At 59.4% G+C, this 19,385-nt stretch carries 21 protein-coding genes; 11 read left to right on the top strand and 10 right to left on the bottom strand.

From position 1 onward, the window contains the following. Positions 1 to 7 precede the first annotated feature (7 nt). A complete protein-coding gene (locus ACR0I0_RS10825; protein ID WP_480491384.1) occupies positions 8 to 2,383 on the bottom strand; it encodes a mechanosensitive ion channel domain-containing protein in 2,376 nt (791 codons plus the stop codon). A 386-nt stretch (positions 2,384 to 2,769) separates the two neighbouring features. On the opposite strand from ACR0I0_RS10825, the gene ACR0I0_RS10820 reads away from it, so the two are divergent. From ACR0I0_RS10820 to ACR0I0_RS10790, 7 genes are read left to right on the top strand one after another with little or no spacing between them, the layout of a single operon-like run. Further along, positions 2,770 to 3,984: a glycosyltransferase family protein gene (locus ACR0I0_RS10820; RefSeq protein WP_480491382.1), complete on the top strand. Its 1,215-nt coding sequence runs from the start codon at positions 2,770 to 2,772 to the stop codon at positions 3,982 to 3,984. After that, positions 3,981 to 5,228, top strand: coding sequence for a glycosyltransferase family 4 protein (locus ACR0I0_RS10815; protein WP_210093571.1), 1,248 nt, complete (start codon positions 3,981 to 3,983; stop codon positions 5,226 to 5,228). Before ACR0I0_RS10820 ends, ACR0I0_RS10815 begins: the two co-directional genes overlap by 4 nt. Further along, on the top strand, positions 5,228 to 6,304 hold the full coding sequence (locus tag ACR0I0_RS10810; protein WP_210093572.1) for a glycosyltransferase family 4 protein: 1,077 nt from the start codon (positions 5,228 to 5,230) through the stop codon (positions 6,302 to 6,304). Before ACR0I0_RS10815 ends, ACR0I0_RS10810 begins: the two co-directional genes overlap by 1 nt. Further along, positions 6,301 to 6,885 carry a histidine phosphatase family protein gene (locus ACR0I0_RS10805; protein WP_171636684.1) on the top strand — a complete coding sequence of 195 codons (585 nt, stop codon included), beginning with the start codon at positions 6,301 to 6,303 and terminating at the stop codon, positions 6,883 to 6,885. Before ACR0I0_RS10810 ends, ACR0I0_RS10805 begins: the two co-directional genes overlap by 4 nt. Further along, positions 6,882 to 8,024 carry a glycosyltransferase family protein gene (locus ACR0I0_RS10800; protein ID WP_480486797.1) on the top strand — a complete coding sequence of 381 codons (1,143 nt, stop codon included), beginning with the start codon at positions 6,882 to 6,884 and terminating at the stop codon, positions 8,022 to 8,024. The genes ACR0I0_RS10805 and ACR0I0_RS10800 overlap by 4 nt, the downstream gene beginning before the upstream one ends. Further along, positions 8,021 to 8,776: a polysaccharide deacetylase family protein gene (locus ACR0I0_RS10795; RefSeq protein ID WP_480491380.1), complete on the top strand. Its 756-nt coding sequence runs from the start codon at positions 8,021 to 8,023 to the stop codon at positions 8,774 to 8,776. Before ACR0I0_RS10800 ends, ACR0I0_RS10795 begins: the two co-directional genes overlap by 4 nt. 10 nt (positions 8,777 to 8,786) lie before the next feature. Beyond that, positions 8,787 to 9,263: a class I SAM-dependent methyltransferase gene (locus ACR0I0_RS10790; protein ID WP_171229514.1), complete on the top strand. Its 477-nt coding sequence runs from the start codon at positions 8,787 to 8,789 to the stop codon at positions 9,261 to 9,263. Here ACR0I0_RS10790 and ACR0I0_RS10785 read toward each other — a convergent pair whose 3' ends face one another. Continuing rightward, on the bottom strand, positions 9,264 to 10,406 hold the full coding sequence (locus ACR0I0_RS10785) for an alpha-D-ribose 1-methylphosphonate 5-triphosphate diphosphatase (RefSeq protein ID WP_171636945.1): 1,143 nt from the start codon (positions 10,404 to 10,406) through the stop codon (positions 9,264 to 9,266). Positions 10,407 to 10,458: 52 nt separating this feature from the next. Here ACR0I0_RS10785 and ACR0I0_RS10780 point away from each other — a divergent pair, with 52 nt between their 5' ends. After that, positions 10,459 to 11,142, top strand: coding sequence for a DUF1045 domain-containing protein (locus tag ACR0I0_RS10780; protein WP_171724508.1), 684 nt, complete (start codon positions 10,459 to 10,461; stop codon positions 11,140 to 11,142). Here ACR0I0_RS10780 and ACR0I0_RS10775 read toward each other — a convergent pair. From ACR0I0_RS10775 to phnG, 8 genes are read right to left on the bottom strand one after another with little or no spacing between them, the layout of a single operon-like run. Beyond that, on the bottom strand, positions 11,124 to 11,672 hold the full coding sequence (locus ACR0I0_RS10775) for a phosphonate metabolism protein/1,5-bisphosphokinase (PRPP-forming) PhnN (protein ID WP_480491378.1): 549 nt from the start codon (positions 11,670 to 11,672) through the stop codon (positions 11,124 to 11,126). The genes ACR0I0_RS10780 and ACR0I0_RS10775 overlap by 19 nt on opposite strands. Continuing rightward, complete coding sequence (phnL, locus tag ACR0I0_RS10770; RefSeq protein ID WP_171724510.1) at positions 11,669 to 12,352, bottom strand: phosphonate C-P lyase system protein PhnL; 684 nt, start codon at positions 12,350 to 12,352, stop codon at positions 11,669 to 11,671. The genes ACR0I0_RS10775 and phnL overlap by 4 nt, the downstream gene beginning before the upstream one ends. Before the next feature lie 22 nt (positions 12,353 to 12,374). Next, positions 12,375 to 13,145, bottom strand: coding sequence for a phosphonate C-P lyase system protein PhnK (gene phnK / locus ACR0I0_RS10765; protein WP_171636672.1), 771 nt, complete (start codon positions 13,143 to 13,145; stop codon positions 12,375 to 12,377). Further along, positions 13,142 to 14,002: an alpha-D-ribose 1-methylphosphonate 5-phosphate C-P-lyase PhnJ gene (locus ACR0I0_RS10760; protein ID WP_480491376.1), complete on the bottom strand. Its 861-nt coding sequence runs from the start codon at positions 14,000 to 14,002 to the stop codon at positions 13,142 to 13,144. Before ACR0I0_RS10760 ends, phnK begins: the two co-directional genes overlap by 4 nt. Beyond that, the gene (locus tag ACR0I0_RS10755) at positions 13,999 to 14,595 is read right to left on the bottom strand and encodes an HAD family hydrolase (protein ID WP_210093578.1); all 597 of its coding nucleotides are present in this window, start codon (positions 14,593 to 14,595) and stop codon (positions 13,999 to 14,001) included. The genes ACR0I0_RS10760 and ACR0I0_RS10755 overlap by 4 nt, the downstream gene beginning before the upstream one ends. Further along, positions 14,592 to 15,680, bottom strand: coding sequence for a carbon-phosphorus lyase complex subunit (locus ACR0I0_RS10750; RefSeq protein WP_480491374.1), 1,089 nt, complete (start codon positions 15,678 to 15,680; stop codon positions 14,592 to 14,594). Before ACR0I0_RS10750 ends, ACR0I0_RS10755 begins: the two co-directional genes overlap by 4 nt. A gap of 3 nt (positions 15,681 to 15,683) precedes the next feature. Beyond that, on the bottom strand, positions 15,684 to 16,259 hold the full coding sequence (gene phnH / locus ACR0I0_RS10745) for a phosphonate C-P lyase system protein PhnH (protein WP_480491373.1): 576 nt from the start codon (positions 16,257 to 16,259) through the stop codon (positions 15,684 to 15,686). Further along, positions 16,259 to 16,717, bottom strand: coding sequence for a phosphonate C-P lyase system protein PhnG (gene phnG, locus ACR0I0_RS10740; RefSeq protein ID WP_480491371.1), 459 nt, complete (start codon positions 16,715 to 16,717; stop codon positions 16,259 to 16,261). Before phnG ends, phnH begins: the two co-directional genes overlap by 1 nt. A gap of 103 nt (positions 16,718 to 16,820) precedes the next feature. Between phnG and phnF the strand changes: the two genes are divergently transcribed. From phnF to ACR0I0_RS10725, 3 genes are all read left to right on the top strand, one after another. After that, complete coding sequence (gene phnF / locus ACR0I0_RS10735) at positions 16,821 to 17,540, top strand: phosphonate metabolism transcriptional regulator PhnF (protein WP_480491369.1); 720 nt, start codon at positions 16,821 to 16,823, stop codon at positions 17,538 to 17,540. Positions 17,541 to 17,700: 160 nt separating this feature from the next. Next, positions 17,701 to 18,390, top strand: coding sequence for a ribulose-phosphate 3-epimerase (rpe, locus tag ACR0I0_RS10730; RefSeq protein ID WP_171636657.1), 690 nt, complete (start codon positions 17,701 to 17,703; stop codon positions 18,388 to 18,390). Positions 18,391 to 18,709: 319 nt separating this feature from the next. Further along, on the top strand, positions 18,710 to 19,279 hold the full coding sequence (locus ACR0I0_RS10725; RefSeq protein ID WP_480491367.1) for a hypothetical protein: 570 nt from the start codon (positions 18,710 to 18,712) through the stop codon (positions 19,277 to 19,279). The last annotated feature ends 106 nt before the right edge of the window (positions 19,280 to 19,385 follow it).

The following is a 19,385-nucleotide window of genomic DNA, read 5'->3' as shown; positions in this document are numbered from 1 at the left end:
CGCGCCCCTATCGATCATCGCCCCCAGGGCCGATATCGTCCAGGTAATCCTCATCGATCGCTGCCTGCACCGCGCCTGTTACCGCCTCACGCTGTTTCGGCGTCAGGTCATCGGCGTCTTTGCCGTCTGCCAACCTCACGGTGACTTCGCGATGCGCGAATTTGATGCCTTCCCGCGCGAACAATTCGCGAATTTCCTGATAGACCTTCTTGCGCACCAGCCACTGATCGCCCGGTTTGGTCATGAACTTGACCCGGATGATCATCGCTGAATCCTGCATTTCGATCACGCCCTGGGACTTCAGCGGCTGTATGAAGTTTTCGCCGATCACAGGATCGCTCAGCAACTCCTGCCCCAGCTTCTTGATCAGCTTTCGCACCTTTTCCACGTCAGTGTCATAGGTCACGCGCAGCGGCAGTTTCATGATCACCCAGTCACGGGAATAGTTCGTCAGAACCTTGATTTCGCCAAAAGGAATCGTGTTCAACGCGCCAAGATGGTGACGCAGCTGGAAGGACCGGACCGAGATCTTCTCGACCGTTCCCTTGACGTCTCCGATATCGATGTACTCACCCTTCCGAAAGGCATCATCCATCAGGAAAAACGCTCCGGAAAAGATGTCTCGCACCAGTGTTTGAGATCCGAAACCGACAGCCAGACCAACCACACCGGCACCCGCAAACAGCGGGCTGACATTGATACCAAGTTCCATGAGAACGATCAGCATGATGGTCACGACCACAACGGCCAGAATTGCGCCGCGGAACAATGGCAGCAGCGTCGCCAGCCGGCTTTGTCCGCCTTCCCCGCCCTCATCGCCCAGTTCGGCCTCGGTGCCATCATCGACTTCTTCCGCTATCTTGCTGTCGATCCAGATGCGAAAGAAATGAAACAGGATGTAGCCGATGAAGATGATGACCATTACATCCAGCACACGTGCAACCGGCAGGTCCTCGCTCCATTCCGCATCGGGATACCAAATCACCACAAGGGCATAGACACCGATCACAAAGGCCAGAATTCCAGCCACCCGACGCGCCAGATCCTCATAGGTCAGAAGATACTGTTTGCGCTGTTCTGCCTCGGGCGTTTCCACGGGCTCGGCATCCGCTTCGGCAGCGGCGGTTTCTTCGTTTATCTCGTTGATCTTGCGCGAACGGTCAAAATACCGCTCCAGCACGTAGTTCATCGCACCATAGGCAACGACGACAGACATGAAGATCATATAGCTGCTTGCGATCAGCGGCAGCGGCGTTGGGTTCTCCAGTGCAAGATCAACCGCCAGACGGAACCAGCTGAACACGACATAGACGATCAGTGCAGGTGCCCAGCCGAAGGAGACGAACCGCAACAACCACGAGACCTGATCCGGCGCTCTTCCGCCCCGGATGGCATTTGAAATGGCCCGGGCATTGAACAGGATCATCAGAATATTGCCGAAAGCGCCCACCATTGTCAGGCAGCCATAGACCATGGCGTAGACGTTGTAGTTCAGCCCGAAATCCGCAACCCAGGTCGAAAACAGGACAACCGTGATGTCATAGGTCGCGAGGGCCGAAGCCCACAGATACAGCCGCTTGGCGTCCCGGTCCGAGAACGGCGGCAGCCGGTATTGACTCAGGTAAGGTGACAAAACCATCCGCCACAGATCGGACACCGTGCGCGACAGGAAGAACGCCGTGAAGATCGCCGTGACCGTGAACTGGATCGAGATATCGTCCGCCTCGCCAAAAAACAGGTATCCGACGATCAGGGCCATGAGCATGGCAAATATCGTCGCTCCGATCCCCATCAGGAACCGGAACAGAAGGAAGGGCATCTTTTCTCGGTAACCCTGCGGTTCATCCTTGATCCGCGCCACGACCCAGCGACGCGCGATGCGTTTCCCGTATATCTCGATAGACAGCCAGCGGCCCAACAACAGGAACAGGATGTTCCAGCCCAGAACTTCCACATAGGTCTGAATGCGACCGTCCGGACTGGTCTGGCGCAGGATATACTTCACTTCGAACACCGAATACGGCAGCGCCTCAAGCCGTGACTGCATGGACTCACGGAATTTCGAGAACCGCTCCTGCGCCTTCATCAGCTGCGATCCCTCACCCATGGGATTGTTCGAATCGCTTGCCGCATCATTCGTGCCCGCATCCGTGCCGCCTGCCGTTGTCACAACCTGCCCGGCGCTGTCGATGACGATCACACTGGCCCCGGCTTCGCTGGCGGCGCGAATTGCGGCAGCCAGGTCACTTTCCGGCGAGGACGCAGACGAACTGTCCGCGTTGTATCCCGGAATCAAGGATGTTTGCGCTGAAACGCTTACCGGAAGCGCCAGTACAAAAGCCCACAAAGCCAGAAGTGTTGCGGCCAGAAAGGTATGTTTCATGGGGTTTTGCATCCAGTTTTTCCGATAGCGATCAGATTACAGAAGGGTTTTAGGCAGTTCAAACACTCGGGTGCACCCTGCTCAATATCGTGTTCGGGCGTGTTCTTGGCGCACTGCGTAATTCCGGATGTTTTCAATCTGGCGAAAATTGAATATGAACGGCAGTTGAAGGCCCTGCCCCTTTGCCAGTTCATCGGTTCTTTTGCGATCCCTCTCAAGCTTTGGTGCGACATGACGCGAAACCGTCAATATGCTGTTGCCAAATCGCAATGCTTGGAACATTTGCTGAAGAGCAATTCCTCCTTTGGCAAGCGCGACGGGGATATATACAGTAACGCTTGCAAACGCGCGGATTTCGAACCGGGATCAAGAAGACAGGCAACACTATGAGCCTAGGCAAAACCAATTCCAAACCGGGCCGCGCACCGCGTATCCTGTTTTACAGTCACGATACGTTCGGGCTGGGCCATCTTCGCCGGTCTCGGGCTTTGGCGGCCGCGATCACGCAGGCGGACCAAAGCGCATCCGCGCTGATCCTGACGGGATCACCCGTGGCCGGACGGTTTACCTTTCCCCGTCGCGTTGACCACGTGCGCCTGCCCGGTGTCACCAAACGCGCAGACGGGTCTTATGCTGCACGCACGATCGGGATGGGCATCGAAGAAGTGACCGAGTTGCGGTCAGGTCTTATTCAAACCGCCGTTCAGCAGTTCGACCCTGACGTGTTGATCGTAGACAAGGAACCGACGGGGTTTCGGGGTGAGCTGCTACCGACACTGAACCATCTGCAAAAGAACTGCGGAACAAAAATGGTGCTTGGGTTGCGCGATGTTCTGGATGAACCCGAAGTCCTGGCCGCCGAGTGGGCGCGCAAGGAAGCCGTTGAAGCCACCGAACGGTTTTATCACGAAATCTGGGTTTACGGCTTGCAGTCGATTTATGACCCGACGCAGGGGTTGCCGCTGAGCGCTTCGGCGCAGTCCCGCATCCACTGGACGGGATATCTGCGCCGCGATCTTGGTCCGGTCGGCGAGCCTCCGCAACAACCCTACATCCTGATCACGCCCGGCGGTGGCGGCGACGGCAAGGCGATGGTCAACCTCGTCCTGTCCGCATATGAAAAAGACCCGGATCTGTCGCCGCGCGCGGTTTTGGTCTATGGCCCCTTTCTGTCCGGTGAGTTGCGCGAAGATTTCGAAACCCGCGTTGCCGCGTTGAACGGCCGCGTCACTGCCGTTGGGTTCGAATCCCAGATCGAAACGCTGTTTGCAGGGGCCGAAGGCGTCGTCTGCATGGGCGGCTACAACACGTTCTGCGAGGTTCTTTCCTTTGACAAACGCGCTGTCATCGTCCCGCGCACCACGCCCCGTCTGGAACAGTGGATACGGGCCTCGCGCGCAGAAGGGCTGAGCCTTGTCCGAATGCTGGATGAAAACCGGGATGGCCTGACGCCGGACGCGATGATCCGCGCCATTCGGGAATTACCGCACCAGTCCCTACCGTCGCAGGCGATACAAAGCGGATTGCTGGACGGGCTGGATTATGTCACCGACCGCATCGAGAGCCTGCTGACCTGGGAACAGGAACGAGCCACCGGATGACCTCAGATTCTCCTCGATTGGCGGTTGTGGTCAAAGGTTGGCCACGACTGTCCGAAACGTTCATTGCTCAGGAACTTGTCGCCTTGCAGGAGGCCGGGCATCGCTTAGACATCTGGTCTTTGCGGCACCCGACCGATACGAAACGCCATCCCTTGCATGACCGGTTCACAGGACAGGTCCGATACCTGCCCGAGTATCTTCATGATGAACCCAAACGGGTCTGGGCGGCACGGGCCCTTGCCCAAACGCTTCCCGGTTACGACAGGGCCTATCGGACCTGGCGTCAGGACTTGAAGCGCGACCCGACGCCCAATCGCATCCGACGGTTTGGGCAAGCCTGCGTTCTGGCCGCAGAATTGCCTGCCCGGACGCAAGGGTTGTACGCTCATTTCATGCACACGCCGTCATCCGTTGCCCGTTACGCCGCCATCATGCGCGCATTGCCGTGGAGTTTTTCGGCTCATGCCAAGGATATCTGGACGTCGCCGGATTGGGAAAAACGTGAAAAGCTGCAAGCCGCCTCCTACGGGGCCACGTTTGGCGCCACCTGCACAGCCATCGGAGCGGAACATCTGCGCAGCCTGGCCGATGACCCCAAGCGCGTGGACCTGATCTATCACGGTTTGGACCTGTCTCGCTTTCCCAAGCCCCCAACGCGACAGCTGCGTGCTGTGAATGATCCTTTTCACATGATTTCTGTCGGGCGGCTGGTCGAGAAAAAAGGCTTCGATCGTCTGATCGCGGCTTTCGCATTGCTGCCCGATGACCTGAACTGGCACTGGACCCATATCGGCGGCGGCGCATTGGATGACGTTTTGAGGGCACAGGCGAACGCAGCCGGCATTGCGAACCGGATCACTTGGAAAGGGGCTTGCGACCAGCCCGAGGTCATCGCAGCAATGCGTGATGCCGACCTGTTCGTTCTGCCCAGCCGCATAGCGAAGGACGGAGACCGCGACGGGTTGCCGAATGTGCTGATGGAGGCCGCGTCTCAGTTGTTGCCAATCCTGTCGACACCGGTCTCGGCGATCCCCGAGTTTATCGAAACCGGAACACATGGGGTTTTGTCCGATGACGCCCCTTTTGCACTTGCAGAAGCCGTGGAACGTTTGTCAGCCAATCCGCAGCAAGCGTCAAAGATGGCGCATGCGGCCTATGACCGTCTGATCGCTGAGTTCCGGATGGCTCCCGGCATCGCACGGCTGTCGGAACGCCTCAACTCCATGTGCATGGAAAACGCCTAATGGCGCGGGTCGCGTTTTATGCCCCGATGAAATCTCCTGACAGCCCGAAACCTTCGGGCGACCGTGAAATGGCCCGGAATCTGATGCAGGCGCTGACCGCCGAGGGTGATACGGTCGATCTGGCGACCGACTTGCGCATCTATGACAAAAGCGGCGACGAAGACCTGCAACAAGCCCTGAGGCGCGCGGCAGAAGATGAAGCGAAGCGACTTGTCTCTGACATGCCTTCAGATACCGATTTGTGGGTGACCTACCACAACTATTACAAGGCACCTGACCTGCTGGGCCCTCGGGTTTGCAAGGCGCGTGGCATTCCCTATGTGCAACTGGAAAGCACCCGCGCATCCAGTCGGTTAAACGGGCCGTGGGCTGAGTTCGCCAATGCGGCGCATCAGGCCTGCGATGCAGCGGATGTGATCTTTTATCATACGGCCAACGACCTGATCACTTTGCGGCGGGATCGCTTTGGCGATCAGGCTTTGGTCGAATTGCCTCCGTTCCTGCCCATCTCGGAACTGCCTCCGGCCGCCACAGGTGGCGCACCCATGCTGACCGTCGGCATGATGCGGCATGGGGACAAGCTGGCGTCCTATCAGATATTGTCCGAGGCCCTGGCGCATTTGACCGGGGACTGGCACCTGAACATCGCAGGAGACGGCCCGGCTCGCAGGCAGGTTGAGGCGCTGATGGCGCCGTTCGGACAGCGGGTGCGTTTTCTGGGTCAGCTTGACCGGGAAGAACTGCAACGCGTCTATCAACAATCATCTCTGCTCGCATGGCCCGGAGTGAATGAGGCTTACGGCATGATTTACCTCGAGGCGCAGGCTGCGGGATTGCCTGTGGTCGCTCAGGATCGGCCCGGTGTACGCGATGTTCTGTCCCCGGCGGCCTATCCATCCGTCGAAAGCGGCGCCAGGGGATTTGCGGATGGCATGCAGGCCCTTTTGTCGGATTCCACGCTGCGCCACACTCTGGGCGCTGCGGCACGCAACTACGTGGCAGAGCGCCACCTGATGCCACAGGCGACCGAGCGCTTGTGGGCAACCCTCCGACCCCTGCTGAAGGACGTATCATGACCCGGCTTGCACTGCTCCGCCACGGGCACACCCATTGGAACCGCGCGGGACGGATCCAGGGGCGCAGCGACATACCGCTGGACGATGACGCCCGAGCCGAATTGGCGGGCTATGGATTGCCGCAGGACTGGGCCAAGGCTGACATCTGGTCCAGCCCCCTGCACCGCGCCAGTGAGACGGCGCAAATCGTGACCGGTCGCGACCCGAACACCTCGGACGCGTTGACCGAGATGAACTGGGGCGATTGGGAAGGTCAGCGCGGGGTCGACCTGATCGCGGACGCATCCAGCGGATATCGTCATATCGAGCATTGGGGCTGGGATTTCCGCCCACCAAACGGAGAAAGCCCGGCCGAGGTTCGGGACAGGCTTCGCCCCTGGCTGTCCGCGCTGCGGCAGGATACGGTCGCAGTCTGTCATATCGGTATCATGCGGGTCATTCTGGCTTGGGCATGGGGTTGGAATTTCGAAGGACCTGCCCCCTTTAAGATCAAACGCAATCGGCTGTATATCGTCGACATGAAGACCATGACCGCCGACGCCGACCCCGTTCGCCTGATCAAATACGAGGCCCCGCAATGAAGGTGATGATAATCGTCACGCACCTGTTGGGCACCGGGCATCTCAGCCGGGCGCTGACATTGGGGCGGGCCTTTCGGGATGATGGCCACGACGTCATGGTCGTGACGGGTGGCATGCCCGCGCCGCAATTGGACAGCACGGGCATGACCCTGTTCGGCTTGCCGCCGCTCAGGTCAGACGGAACCAACTTCACCCGTTTGCTGACCGAAAGCGGCGACGAGGCTGACGCGGCCTATCACGCCACGCGCGAGGCCGCCCTGGTGCAGGCGGTGAACAGCTTCCAGCCGCAGATCCTGATCACCGAGCTTTACCCCTTTGGTCGCCGATCACTGTCGGCCGAGTTCGATGCGGCCTTGAATGCGGCAAGCGCGTTGCCTGAGCGTCCCGTCATTCTCGGATCCATCCGCGACATTCTGGCTCCGCCCTCCAAACGCGCCAAGGCCGAGCGCGCGGATGAAATCGTGTCTCGGCATTATGACGGCATTCTGGTGCATTCCACCGAAAGCGTTACACCCCTGTCGGTCAGCTGGCCGGTGTCGGACCGATTGGCCAAGCGACTTCACTACACCGGCTTTGTGGCGCCTGCATTGCCCCAACCTCACCCCGACGCAGCGGGCCAGGATGAAATCCTGGTCAGCGCTGGCGGCGGATCCGTCGGGCAACCGATCTTTCGCGCGGCCATCGAGGCCGCCCGAAAGATGCCCAACAGGCGCTGGCGCCTGCTGGTCGGTGGAACGGATGCAAAGGCACGGATCGCGGAATTGTCCCGGATGGTCGAAGGTGCTTCGGTTGTTCTGGAACCTGTGCGGCCGGATTTCCGCCAGATGCTGCCCCTGGCAGCGGCATCGGTAAGCATGTGCGGCTACAACACTGCCATGGATATCCTTCAAAGTGGCACCCCCGCCGTGTTTGTACCTTTCGACGACGGCAAAGAGGTGGAACAAGGGCTGCGCGGGCAAAGCCTGTCCGATCTGCCCGCAATCGAAGTTCTGGAAAGCCGAGCGTTGAGCGGGGCGACATTGGCTCGGGCGGTGGAGCGTGTCGTGGCCGACGGCCCCCGTGTACAACAGGATTTCGGTTTTGACGGGGCCATCCAATCCGTCCACATCGCCAAGCGCCTGCTGGAGCAACGCACATGAACCCCGACTGGCGCCCACTTGACGTCGAGTTGAATCATTGGCGCGCCGAAAGCTTGCCCTTGCCTTTGTGGTGGCGCGATGATGATGCCATCGCGCCAACACCGCAATTGGACCGCCTTTCCGAGCTGGCCGACAAACTGGGCCTGCCCGTGCATCTGGCCGTCATTCCACGCGACGCGACGCCCGCGCTGGCGGAATACGTCGCCGCGCGCGCGTCTCTTGTTCCGGTCGTACACGGGTGGGCGCATACAAACCATGCACCTCGCGGCGAGAAGAAGGCCGAGTTTCGGCTCGACCGTCCGCTGGACATGATGGTGACGGATGCGGAGGCCGGGATGGTGCGTCTTCGGTCCCTGTTTGGTGACAATATGCGACAAATGTTCGTGCCCCCCTGGAATCGCATTGCACCCGAAATGGCCAAACAGTTGCCAAAGCTGGGATACCGCATCCTGTCCACCGCAACGCCCCGAAAATCATGCCTGGCCGCCCCGGGTCTTGAGCAGATCAATACCCACCTTGATCCGATCGACTGGCGCGGGTCGCGTGGCTTGATCTCAGCCGACGCCCTGATCGCGCAGACTGCTGGTCTTCTGCGAGACCGACGCGAAGGCCGTTCAGACAACACCGAGCCCTTTGGCATATTGACCCATCATCTGGTCCATGATCAGGACATCTGGACCTTTACCGAGGCCCTTCTGAGCAAACTGCTGAGCGGGCCCGCCACAGCCCGGGTCGCGCCAGAGAACGAATGAGGACATCACCATGAGCCGATTGGATTCCATGCTGCGCCGACTGACGGCCCAACGCGACGGATTGAACTGGGCGGCCGAGCGGATCAGCGGCCAGCCGGGGGATGTGCTGGATATGGGCCTGGGCAATGGCCGCACCTATGACCACCTGCGTGAAATCCTGCCAGAGCGCCGGATCTGGGTGATGGACCGGATCCTGCAATGCCATCCGGACAGCACCCCCCCGGCCGAGGATTTCCTGCAAGGTGAGGCCGAACCGATGCTGCTCAGACTGGCGGCCGACGGGCATAGAATCGCGCTGGCGCATTACGATTTCGGACGCGGCATCAAGCACGAGGACGTCGCCGAAGCAGAGCGTCTCAGCCCGCTGATCGCAAAAGTCATGCAGCCCGGCGGGTTGTTGATTTCAGGTCAGCCCCTGGTCGGCTTTGCCCAGATCCAGGGGCCCAAGACAATCGCCCCGGACCGTTACCTGTTCTACACGGCCTGATCACGCCACGCGTCGACCGCGCGCCCAAACCGAACTCGGGACGGGTACACCCGCGCGCATCCGGAAGCGGATGACATCGGCGCGGGCGTCGACGCGCAACTCGCCCCGCTCCTCCAACCCTGCGGCCCGAGCCGGTGCCAGCGTAACCGTCTTCATCCCCCGCGCCAGGTCGCCCCAAATCTCGCCCAGCCTAACCGCCGACAGCAACAAGGCCGACGGCACATAATCCGAAGACAGGATGTCCAGATACCCAAGCTGAGCCAGCTCGTAGGCAGCAACATTGCCTGAATGCGACCCCCCGCGGATTATGTTCGGCGCGCCCATCATGACCCGAATGTCGTTCTTGTGGCAGGCGCGTGCCGCTTCGACGGTTGTGGGGAACTCGGCCAGACGGATGCCGTGACCTACGGACACTTTCACCTGATCTTCAGTCGTGTCGTCATGGCTGGCCAATACTGCTCCGAAACGGCGGGCAGCTTTGACAGCTTCGACCTCGTGCAGTACGCCATTGCGATCTCGAAGCCCTTTCAATTGCGCCACGTGCTGAAAGAACGTGTCATCATCCATGGCATATTTGCCCTTCAGAAAGGTCTCCAGCTTGCCCATATCGCGAAACTGACGCTGACCGGGTGTGTGATCCATTATGGACACAATGCCAACCCTGTCTTCCGGTCCAAATTCGCTCAGCTCTTCAACCAGAGTTTCCGAACACACCTCGGCCCGCAAGTGCAGAAAGTGGCTGATCTTCAGCGCATCCTGTTCGTGCAGATCCCACAACTCCTGCGACAGGCCGCGGGCGTATTTCCCATACCGCCGGGCGCCCGACGGGATCGATCCAACCCGCATGGCATCGAACACTGTCGTGATCCCGGCGCCGGCCAATTCCGCATCATGCGCAAGAATTGCGGCGGCATGGGGCCAGTTCACCTGTGGGCGCGGTTGAATGTGACGTTCAAGGTTGTCCGTGTGCAACTCGACAAGGCCGGGGCTGACATAGTCGCCTTCGCAATCTATCGCGCCCGCGGGAACCCCGTTTCCGGTGTCGATTTCAGCGATGGCCTCACCCACAATCCGGACACTGCCGGTTACGGTTTCATTCGGCAATACAAGCGTGGCATTGGCAAGGATCAACTCTTCTGTCATCTGAACTTCACGCATGTTGAGACCGAGGAAGGCCACGCAAGAGGAGGCCGACATGACATTCACGCGATACGCGATCTATTTTGCGCCGCCTGCGGGAAAGGAATGGGCGAAATTTGCAACCAGTTGGCTGGGTTGGGACATGGAGGCGGGAAAGCCGGTTGCCCATCCGATTGTCGAAGGCATCGACGTTGCCGCTGTCACGGAAGTACCGCGCAAGTACGGGCTGCACGCGACACTGAAGCCACCGTTCAGACTGCGCGACGGCAAAACGTTCGAAGCCCTGCAAGAGGCGTGCAGCTCGCTCGCCTCCCGCCAACCACCTGTGTCGCTGGATGGCCTCGAGATCGCCCGGTTTGGGCGCTTTCTGACCCTGCGTCCGTTGGGTGAGACGCGGGCACTGAATGCGCTTGCCGCGGCCTGTGTTCGGGAACTGGACAGCTTTCGTGCGCCTACCTCCAAGGCCGAACTGGCCCGCCGTCGCGCCGCCGGGTTGACCCCAGAGCAAGACGCCAACCTGGTTCAGTGGGGCTATCCTTACGTACTGGACGCGTTCCGCTTTCACATCACCCTGAGCGGCAAGCTGGACAAACCAACCCTGAGAGCAACTCGGAACGCGCTGCAAACCGATCTGGTCCCACTGCTGCCGCAGCCCTTCCAGATCACGGATCTGGCCCTTACGGGCGAGGCTGAGGACGGGCGCTTCTACCTTATCCATCGCTACGGGCTTTCCGGTTGAAGGTGCGGCAGGATTTCGGCAACCGTATCTTCCATCGCACCGGAGTTGTCGAATTCCAGGACCTGATTCAAACCGTTGGGCAAAGACGTTTGGGCCCGGTCCAGACGCCGCGTCTGTTCCGCCTTGCTTTCCCGCCCTCTTAAGGACAAGCGTTCGGACAGAACCTCGGGCTTGGCCGTCAGGGAAATCACGATCAGATCACCAAACACCTCCTGCGCCTCAAGCAACACCGTTCGTGACAGGTTGACCAGAACGGCCACGGCCACCTGCCGCTGCCGCGTGATCGTCTTTGGCACACCGTAATATAGCCCATGCGCATGCCAACTCAGCGCAAACGCACCAACCCGTTCCATTCGCTGAAATGTATCGACCGAGACCCGGTCGAAATCTTCGCCGTCTTCGCCTTCGGGACGGGTAATCACCCGCCGCTGCCGCTGAACACCCGGCGCCCGGACCACCAACGCGTTCATTACGCTGTCCTTTCCGACCCCCGAAGGACCCACGACCGCTATGATCGGAGCAAGCGTCATGCAGCCATCCCCGGCGTGAAGTCCGAGACATCGACCTCGCGATCGCAGACCCGTTCGCGTGCGTCGAGATCGTGAAAAATCCCGACAATCGTCACGCCCTTGTTCTTTGTCTCTTCGATCAGGGACAAAACCGTTTCCCGGTTCTGCGCATCCAAGCTTGCGGTCGGTTCATCCAACAGCATTGCCGGATATTCATGCGCAAAGCCCCGCGCAATGTTTACTCTCTGCTTTTCGCCGCCCGAGAAAGTCGTCGGGCTGAGGGTCCACAGACGTTCGGGAATATTCAGCCGTTTCAGCAATCCGGCTGCCCTGTCCATTGCCACTTGCCTGTCACAGCCCGCTGCCAGCAGCGGCTCTGCCACAACGTCCAGCGTCGGCACCCGAGGCACGACCCGCAGGAACTGGCTGACATAGCCCAACGTGTCACGACGCAGCAACAGGATCTGCCGCGGTTCAGCCCGGGCCACGTCCAACCCTGCGACCAGCACCTGACCAGTGGCCGCCAGATAGTTGCCGTAGATCACCCGCATCAGCGTGGATTTGCCTGCACCCGACGGCCCGGTCAGGGCGACGCACTCACCCGGTTCCACTTTCAGAGACGCGCCTTTTACCACCGGGATCGCGGCGCCGCCCTGATTGTGCAGGGTGAAGCTTTTGCTGACATCGACAAGTTCAATCATCGCTTCATCTTTCCCCAAAGCCTCAAACCTGCAAAACGCTGGACACCAGCAACTGCGTATAGGCATGTTGCGGGTCGTCCAGTACCTGATCCGTCAGCCCGGCCTCGACCACGCGACCGCTTTTCATCACCATCAACCGATCCGCCAGCAGACGCACCACGGCAAGATCATGGGTGACGATGATCGCACTCAACCTCATCTCACGCACAAGTCCGCGCAACAAATCCAGTAAACGCGCCTGTACCGACACATCCAGACCACCGGTCGGTTCGTCCATGAACACCAGCCGAGGACCTGTCACCAGATTGCGCGCGATCTGCAAACGCTGCTGCATCCCGCCCGAAAACGCGCTTGGGCGGTCATCGACGCGGCTCTCGTCAATCTCGACCCGGCCCAACCAGTCAATGGCCTTGCCCCGAATGCTGCCATAGTGGCGTCCGCCGACGGCCATCAGCCGCTCGCCAATGTTGCCTCCGGCGCTGACAGACATCCGCAACCCGTCGCGCGCATGTTGATGGACAAAGGCCCAATCGGTGCGGCTCAGCATCCGGCGCTCTGGCTCGGACATTGTGACCGTATCGACCGGGCCGTCTGCACGGGTATCAAAGATCACCTGCCCGGCATCCGGCTTCAGAAGGCCGGCCATACAGTTGAGCAAGGTCGACTTGCCCGACCCACTTTCACCAACGATTCCCATTACTTCTCCGGGGAAGAGATCAAAATTCACATCCGCGCATCCGATCCGGCGGCCATAGCTTTTTTCAATGCCTTTGACTTGCAACAGAGGGGTCATTGCGCGTTCTTTCCGGCCAATTGGCCTGCATGCCCCGCCTCACGCCGTGACCGGCAGTAATCCGTGTCAGAACAGACAAACATCCGGTTGCCCGCGTCATCCATGATAACCTCGTCCAGATAGCTGTCTTCGGCCCCGCACAGATCGCAGGGATGATCGGCCTTGGTGGCCTCGAACGGATAATCCTCGAAATCGAGGCTCACGACTTTGGTATGCGGAGGCACCGCATAAATACGCTGCTCGCGCCCGGCTCCAAACAGCTGGATCGCGTCCATCTCAAGCTTTGGATTGTCGAATTTCGGAATCGGGGACGGGTCCATGACATAGCGTCCAGCCACGTTCACCGGATAGGCATAAGCGGTCGAAATTGCCCCATGCTGGCTGATATCCTCGTACAGTTTCACATGCATCAGCCCGTATTCCTCAAGACTGTGCATCTTGCGCGTCTCAGTCTCGCGCGGTTCCAAAAAGCGCAGAGGTTCGGGAATCGGCACCTGATAAACGATGATCTGATCTTCGCGCAGTTTTGCTTCGGGGACGCGGTGGCGGGTCTGAATGATTGTGGCCTGTTCCGTCTTTTCCGTGGTGGCGACCCCTGCGGTGTTTTCAAAGAACTTGCGGATGGATACGGCGTTGGTGGTGTCGTCTGCGCCCTGATCGATCACCTTGAACGTATCCTCGGGCGTCAACGTCGCGGCTGAAACCTGTACGCCCCCGGTACCCCAGCCATAGGGCATCGGCATCTCGCGGCTGGCAAACGGCACCTGATACCCCGGTATGGCCAGACCCTTGAGGATCGCCCGCCGGATCATCCGCTTGGTTTGTTCGTCCAGATAGGCGAAGTTGTACGCGCTCATAAGCAGCCTCTTTCTGCAAGAGCGCGTTCAAGCGCGTGCGGCGCGGTGAAGTGGATCCCATCCATGCCCACCGCACGCGCGCCTTCGACATTGTGCAGCCCGTCATCGATGAAAATGCAGTTCTCGGGTGAAAGCCTGGCCCGCTTGCACAACAGATGGAAAATCTCTGGCTGAGGCTTCAAGAGCTTCTCCTGCCCCGACACGACGGTGACACCAAACACTTCGCCCAATTCGGGATGTGCCCCCACGCCGACAGGCCAGGTTTCCGCTGACCAATTGGTGATCGCATGAACCGGAGTGCCTTTCTCTTTCAGGCGGTAAAGCAGGCGCCAGCTTCCCTCGATCTTTTGCGGAACGGTTCTGGCATAACGTTCAACGTAAACACTGAGGCGCTGCCGATCTTCCGCATTTTCCAGTTCAGCGGCCAGATCGGCGAACATCTCTCCTCCATCGGCCCGCAGGTTGCGTTCGGGGAAATTGATGCGCGTCAGGAACTCTGCCACCGCCTCGCGGCTACCCATCTCCTCCAGCCATGCCAGATGCGGATCCCACTTGACCAGAACGTTTCCGATATCAAAAACGACGGCTTTCATTCCATGGCCTCCTCTGACATGCGCTCTTGGGCCTTTCGGCGCAGTTTGCGGACCAGTTCCAGCTCGGACTGGAAATCGACATAATGCGGCAGCTTGATATGTTCGAGAAAGCCGGTAGCCTGAATGTTGTCCGCATGGCTCAGAACAAATTCTTCATCCTGCGCGGGCGCGCCCACGTTGTCTTCACCCAACTCTTCCCACCGCAAGGCCCGATCGACCAGCGCCATCGCGATGGACTTTCGTTCAGACTGGCCAAAGACCAGCCCATAGCCCCGCGTGAACTGTGGCGGTTCCGTTTTCGAACCGGTGAACTGGTTCACCGTCTCACATTCGGTCAGCTCGACCTCGCCGATATCGATGGCAAAGCCCAGCTCGGGGATGTCCAGCTCAACCACGACCTTGCCGATACGCAATTCTCCGACAAAGGCGTGGTTGCGGGCGTAACCGCGCTGGCTCGAATAAGCCATGCCCAGCACAAATCCCTCGTCCCCACGGGTCAGCGACTGAAGGCGCACCGGGCGGGTGGACGGGAACTCCATCGGTTCACGGGTCAGATCGCCCGGAACGTCATCGCGGGCCGGTTCATCCTGAATGATACCCTCATCCTTCAGGAATGCGGTAACATGTGGCGTTGATTCCAGCCGCACAGGGCCTTCAGGCGCCTTTGGAACTTCGCTCTCGGCCGCCAGCTTGAAGTCCAGCAATCGGTGGGTGTAGTCGAAGGTTGGCCCCAGAACCTGACCACCGGGGGCATCTTTGAACGTGGCCGAGATCCGGCGATCACAGGCCATGTCGCCGGTTTTGACAGGGTTGGAATAGCCGAAACGAGGCAGGGTCGTGCGGTAAGCGCGGACGAGGAAAATCGCCTCGATCAGATCGCCGCGCGCCTGTTTGATTGCCAGCGCAGCAAGGTCGGGATCGTATAACGACCCCTCGGCCATGACCCGGTTCACCGCAAGGCCCAACTGTTCACGGATCTGCGCGAAGCTCAGTTCCGCGACATCTGTCGCACCGCGGCGTTCTTCGGCAAGCCACGCATGGGCGTTTTCGATGGCTTTTTCGCCCCCTTTGACAGCGACATACATGGCTTACCCCCTGGACCTGATTTGCGTGCTACGCGGCAGGGCCGCGACCGCCTCACCGCAGGTGAAGAAAAAATCACACCCCAAAGGGTAAAGCAGCGCATTGTTCTGAAGAGCCGGAATATCCGGCAGAGAAAGTCGCGCCGTGTGCCGGATGCCGGGGCCGCTGAGAACCGCTCCGTTCTGCTCCAGCCGCCTGCATTCCACAACAAGTGTCGCGGACCGGTCCGGGTATTCCGGCGTCCCGATACGATAGGTGTTGAGCGGCGCCAGTGCATCCCACGTACCAAGGGCAAAATCAGCCTCTTCCGCCGCCACTATCGGTGCACCCGTGTGAAAGGTCAGCCATTCGCGCACCACATCGGTGTCGGCTTCACCCGCCAGATGAACGTTTGTCTCGGCGTCGCAAAGCGTCAGGAGCAGCGTGCCAGCCGCAACGGACAAGGGCGCAGGTGGTGCGCAGCCAGTCAGGGTGCGGAGTTCACCCGGGCGCGCCATGGCGGTCATGGCCGCGCGGAATGCATGTGCCGCGTCGACAGGTGCGTCTTGAAAGCCCCCCGAGTACCGCATTTGAACAGGCATCAGTCTTCCCCCCGAGCCAGCGTGAAAAACTCGACCTTGGTGGCCGCTGCCTTTGCGGCGCGCGCTGTCTTGATCGACTGCATTTGCAGCCTCAGCGGATCAAGCAGCCGTTCCTGCAAATCACCAGCAGCGGCCGTCTGCATCATCGCATCAATCAATGCCGCCGCTTCTGCTTTGGATTTCGACCTGCCCTGAACATATCCGTGACCGACCGTACCATCCTGCAACACGACCGAGCAGCGCGTAACGGTCATTTCACCCAGGTTGAACAAAGCGCCGGTTCCTCCGATGCGGCCACGCACCATGACACCACCCACTTCGGGCCTGCGCAGCCATTCGAAACTCGGGCAGTCCTGAATGCCGTCCCACAGCGCCATTAGGGCAGTGTCCGGCGCGCGCGCCAGCAGACCCATCCATTCCTTCCGTGCCTTGATCCCGATTTCCGTCTGGTTTGCCATCAAAGCCTCTTGGATAGGTTGTCTACATGAACTATACAACTAGACAAATGTTAACCGACAGGTTGTCAAAACGCAATCTGCGACCGTTTGAAGGTTTGGTGGAATGAGCAAAACGCCGATCTGGAAAAGTATTGCCCTGCGCCTGACCTCGGACATCGCCGAGGGGCGCTATCAAACCGGAGATCGCCTGCCGACCGAAACTCAGCTGGCCGCCACCTATGGCGTCAACCGCCACACGGTACGGCGCGCTTTGGCTAACATGTCTGATCAGGGGCTGGTGCACGCTCGGCGCGGTGCGGGCGTTTTTGTTGCGGCACGGCCAACGGATTATCCGATCGGCAAAAGGGTGCGCTATCACAAGAACATCTCGGCCAGCGGCAAGATACCGGGTAAGAAAATCCTAGCTTTGACCACGCGCGTCGCCGATGAAGCCGAAGCCGAAGCTCTGGGCCTTAACAAGGGTGATCCAGTGCACGTCTATGACGGATTATCCCTGGCGGACGGGCAGCCCATAGCCCTGTTTCAAAGCGTTTTCCCCGCGGAACGATTTCCGGATATCTTGCAGACATTGACCGAAACCCAATCCGTTACCAAAGCGCTGCAAGCCTGCGGCATCAGGGATTACGTCCGCGTCTCGACTCGCCTGACCGCGCGCGGGGCGACCGCAACGCAGGCGCTACAACTTCAATTGTCAGAAGGTGCTCCTGTTCTCTTTTCGGTCGGCGTCAATGCCGACCCGGATGGACGGCCAGTCGAGTACGGCCGCACGGTTTTCGCGGGTGAGCGTGTAACGCTGACCCTGAACGAGGCATCAGCGAACTAGGATTCTCAGCCGCATCCGACCTCCGGGCCGAGGCCTCAACCCATTGGGTCAGATGCTACGCGGTAAGAGTTTTGTGGCGGCACAGCGTTTGCGGGGGCTATCCATCCCACCGGCTCAGGGGTATACGCATCCGCGACTCTTCAGCTGATACGAGGCCACCATGAGCTTTGACCGCACCATCAAGATCGCGCCGTCTATCCTGTCCGCCGATTTCGCCAATTTTGGGCAGGAAATTCAGGCCATCGAAGCGCAGGGCGCCGACTGGGTTCATGTTGACGTGATGGATGGCCATTTCGTTCCAAACCTGACCTTTGGCCCTCCGGCCGTGAAAGCCTTTCGCCCGCATGTGAAAACGGTGATGGACGTTCACCTGATGATCACGCCGGTCGATCCCTACATCCAGGCCTATGCCGATGCCGGAGCGGACATTCTGACCGCACATATCGAGGCTGGCCCACATACCCATCGCACCTTGCAGGCCATTCGCGGCGCCGGAATGAAAGCCGGCGTTGCCCTGAACCCCGGCACCCCTGCCGAAGCGGTCGAGCATCTGCTGGACCTCACGGATCTGGTTTGCGTGATGACCGTGAACCCCGGCTTTGGGGGCCAGAAATTCATCGACATGACTGGCAAGGTTAAAAAACTGCGTCAGATGATCGGTGATCGTCCAGTGCATATCGAGATTGACGGTGGCGTCGACCCGAATACCGCCCCGCTGGTGGCAGCGGCGGGTGCGGATGTGCTGGTGGCCGGTTCGGCTGTATTCAAAGGCGGTTCGGTTTCAACCCCACAGGTCTACGGAAACAACATCCGCGCTGTCCGGGCGGCGGCTGAATCAGCACTGTCCTGATTTGCAATCACCAGCGGCTGACGGCAAGACCGTCAGCCGCCGGTATGGATCACAGCCCTTGTCAAGTAAGGGCTTCAGTCCGTGCGGACCGCGCCCACATGAGACGCTCTGCCCGTTTCCTTGACGTCGCAGTAGGGAGGAGGACAGACGCGCATCGCCAATCCACGTCACGCCTCAAAAGCTGGGATCACCCCGCCGTGACGTTCTTGTTGAGAACGCGCGTAAAGTGGGGTTGGCGGGGTTTGGCAAGTGGGAATCCATGCTCTGCAAACGGAATCATCGCGCGTTAAAGTTGCTTTCGGTATTGGGATTTCTCCATATGGATTATACCAACCGTCGACTAGCGTCATTCGAAGGAAACAATATGAAACACCTATTAGGTGCCTCCATTCTAATCATCGTAGCTTGTCGTGCGGTTTTAGCTGGCGAAGCCGACTATGAGAGCCTGACTCACAAAATCGCCAAGATGTCTTTGACATCACAGCCGCAGGCAGCCGGACGAAAGAAAACCCAGCAGATCTCCTTTCCACAGAAATGTATATTTTTGATCGGCACGGAAACTTCAGATCAAAACGGTATCTTGCATCAGGGAACCTATTTGAAAACTCCGATTGTAGACGTCCGCATCCTGAGAGCGGATGACCATTACGTTGTATTTAGTGGTGGGGGTGACAATGCAGAAAACTACTCGATTGCGTTCATGGAAACCTACAACAACGATGAAGCTCTTCAGCCTGCTGGCCAGCTCATTCGGGAGACAGCCATCGAATGCAATGAAACGCATTGCACGAGTGATTTGGGTAGCTCACACGCCGAACACTACAATTCAGCAGATAACAATTCACCTCTGTTAGAAGCGCTGGAAGAATTGGTTAATATTTGTAAATAGCCAAGGTCTTCACACAAAACAAAAAAAGGCCGCCCCGGTGTGGAGCGGCCTTCTTTAGTTCGACGGTGTGGGCTCTCATTGCTCTTTCAGAGCAACTGCCGCCCAC

The organism is Ruegeria sp. AG6, assembly GCF_056541565.1.
Note: the sequence above shows the minus strand (reverse complement) of the source record. Positions and strands in the feature narration are given on the sequence as shown.

Excerpts from the sequence above, each read along its gene's own strand:
- ACR0I0_RS10790 (WP_171229514.1), top strand. The coding sequence starts at position 8,787 with ATGAGCCGATTGGATTCCATGCTGCGCCGACTGACGGCCCAACGCGAC.
- ACR0I0_RS10750 (WP_480491374.1), bottom strand. The coding sequence starts at position 15,680 with ATGTATGTCGCTGTCAAAGGGGGCGAAAAAGCCATCGAAAACGCCCAT.
- ACR0I0_RS10805 (WP_171636684.1), top strand. The coding sequence starts at position 6,301 with ATGACCCGGCTTGCACTGCTCCGCCACGGGCACACCCATTGGAACCGC.
- ACR0I0_RS10725 (WP_480491367.1), top strand. The coding sequence starts at position 18,710 with ATGGATTATACCAACCGTCGACTAGCGTCATTCGAAGGAAACAATATG.
- ACR0I0_RS10825 (WP_480491384.1), bottom strand. The coding sequence starts at position 2,383 with ATGAAACATACCTTTCTGGCCGCAACACTTCTGGCTTTGTGGGCTTTT.
- ACR0I0_RS10760 (WP_480491376.1), bottom strand. The coding sequence starts at position 14,002 with ATGAGCGCGTACAACTTCGCCTATCTGGACGAACAAACCAAGCGGATG.
- ACR0I0_RS10755 (WP_210093578.1), bottom strand. The coding sequence starts at position 14,595 with ATGAAAGCCGTCGTTTTTGATATCGGAAACGTTCTGGTCAAGTGGGAT.
- phnH (WP_480491373.1), bottom strand. The coding sequence starts at position 16,259 with ATGCCTGTTCAAATGCGGTACTCGGGGGGCTTTCAAGACGCACCTGTC.
- ACR0I0_RS10780 (WP_171724508.1), top strand. The coding sequence starts at position 10,459 with ATGACATTCACGCGATACGCGATCTATTTTGCGCCGCCTGCGGGAAAG.
- ACR0I0_RS10785 (WP_171636945.1), bottom strand. The coding sequence starts at position 10,406 with ATGACAGAAGAGTTGATCCTTGCCAATGCCACGCTTGTATTGCCGAAT.
- rpe (WP_171636657.1), top strand. The coding sequence starts at position 17,701 with ATGAGCTTTGACCGCACCATCAAGATCGCGCCGTCTATCCTGTCCGCC.
- phnL (WP_171724510.1), bottom strand. The coding sequence starts at position 12,352 with ATGATTGAACTTGTCGATGTCAGCAAAAGCTTCACCCTGCACAATCAG.
- ACR0I0_RS10820 (WP_480491382.1), top strand. The coding sequence starts at position 2,770 with ATGAGCCTAGGCAAAACCAATTCCAAACCGGGCCGCGCACCGCGTATC.
- ACR0I0_RS10815 (WP_210093571.1), top strand. The coding sequence starts at position 3,981 with ATGACCTCAGATTCTCCTCGATTGGCGGTTGTGGTCAAAGGTTGGCCA.
- ACR0I0_RS10800 (WP_480486797.1), top strand. The coding sequence starts at position 6,882 with ATGAAGGTGATGATAATCGTCACGCACCTGTTGGGCACCGGGCATCTC.
- phnG (WP_480491371.1), bottom strand. The coding sequence starts at position 16,717 with ATGGCAAACCAGACGGAAATCGGGATCAAGGCACGGAAGGAATGGATG.
- ACR0I0_RS10810 (WP_210093572.1), top strand. The coding sequence starts at position 5,228 with ATGGCGCGGGTCGCGTTTTATGCCCCGATGAAATCTCCTGACAGCCCG.
- phnK (WP_171636672.1), bottom strand. The coding sequence starts at position 13,145 with ATGACCCCTCTGTTGCAAGTCAAAGGCATTGAAAAAAGCTATGGCCGC.
- ACR0I0_RS10775 (WP_480491378.1), bottom strand. The coding sequence starts at position 11,672 with ATGACGCTTGCTCCGATCATAGCGGTCGTGGGTCCTTCGGGGGTCGGA.
- phnF (WP_480491369.1), top strand. The coding sequence starts at position 16,821 with ATGAGCAAAACGCCGATCTGGAAAAGTATTGCCCTGCGCCTGACCTCG.
- ACR0I0_RS10795 (WP_480491380.1), top strand. The coding sequence starts at position 8,021 with ATGAACCCCGACTGGCGCCCACTTGACGTCGAGTTGAATCATTGGCGC.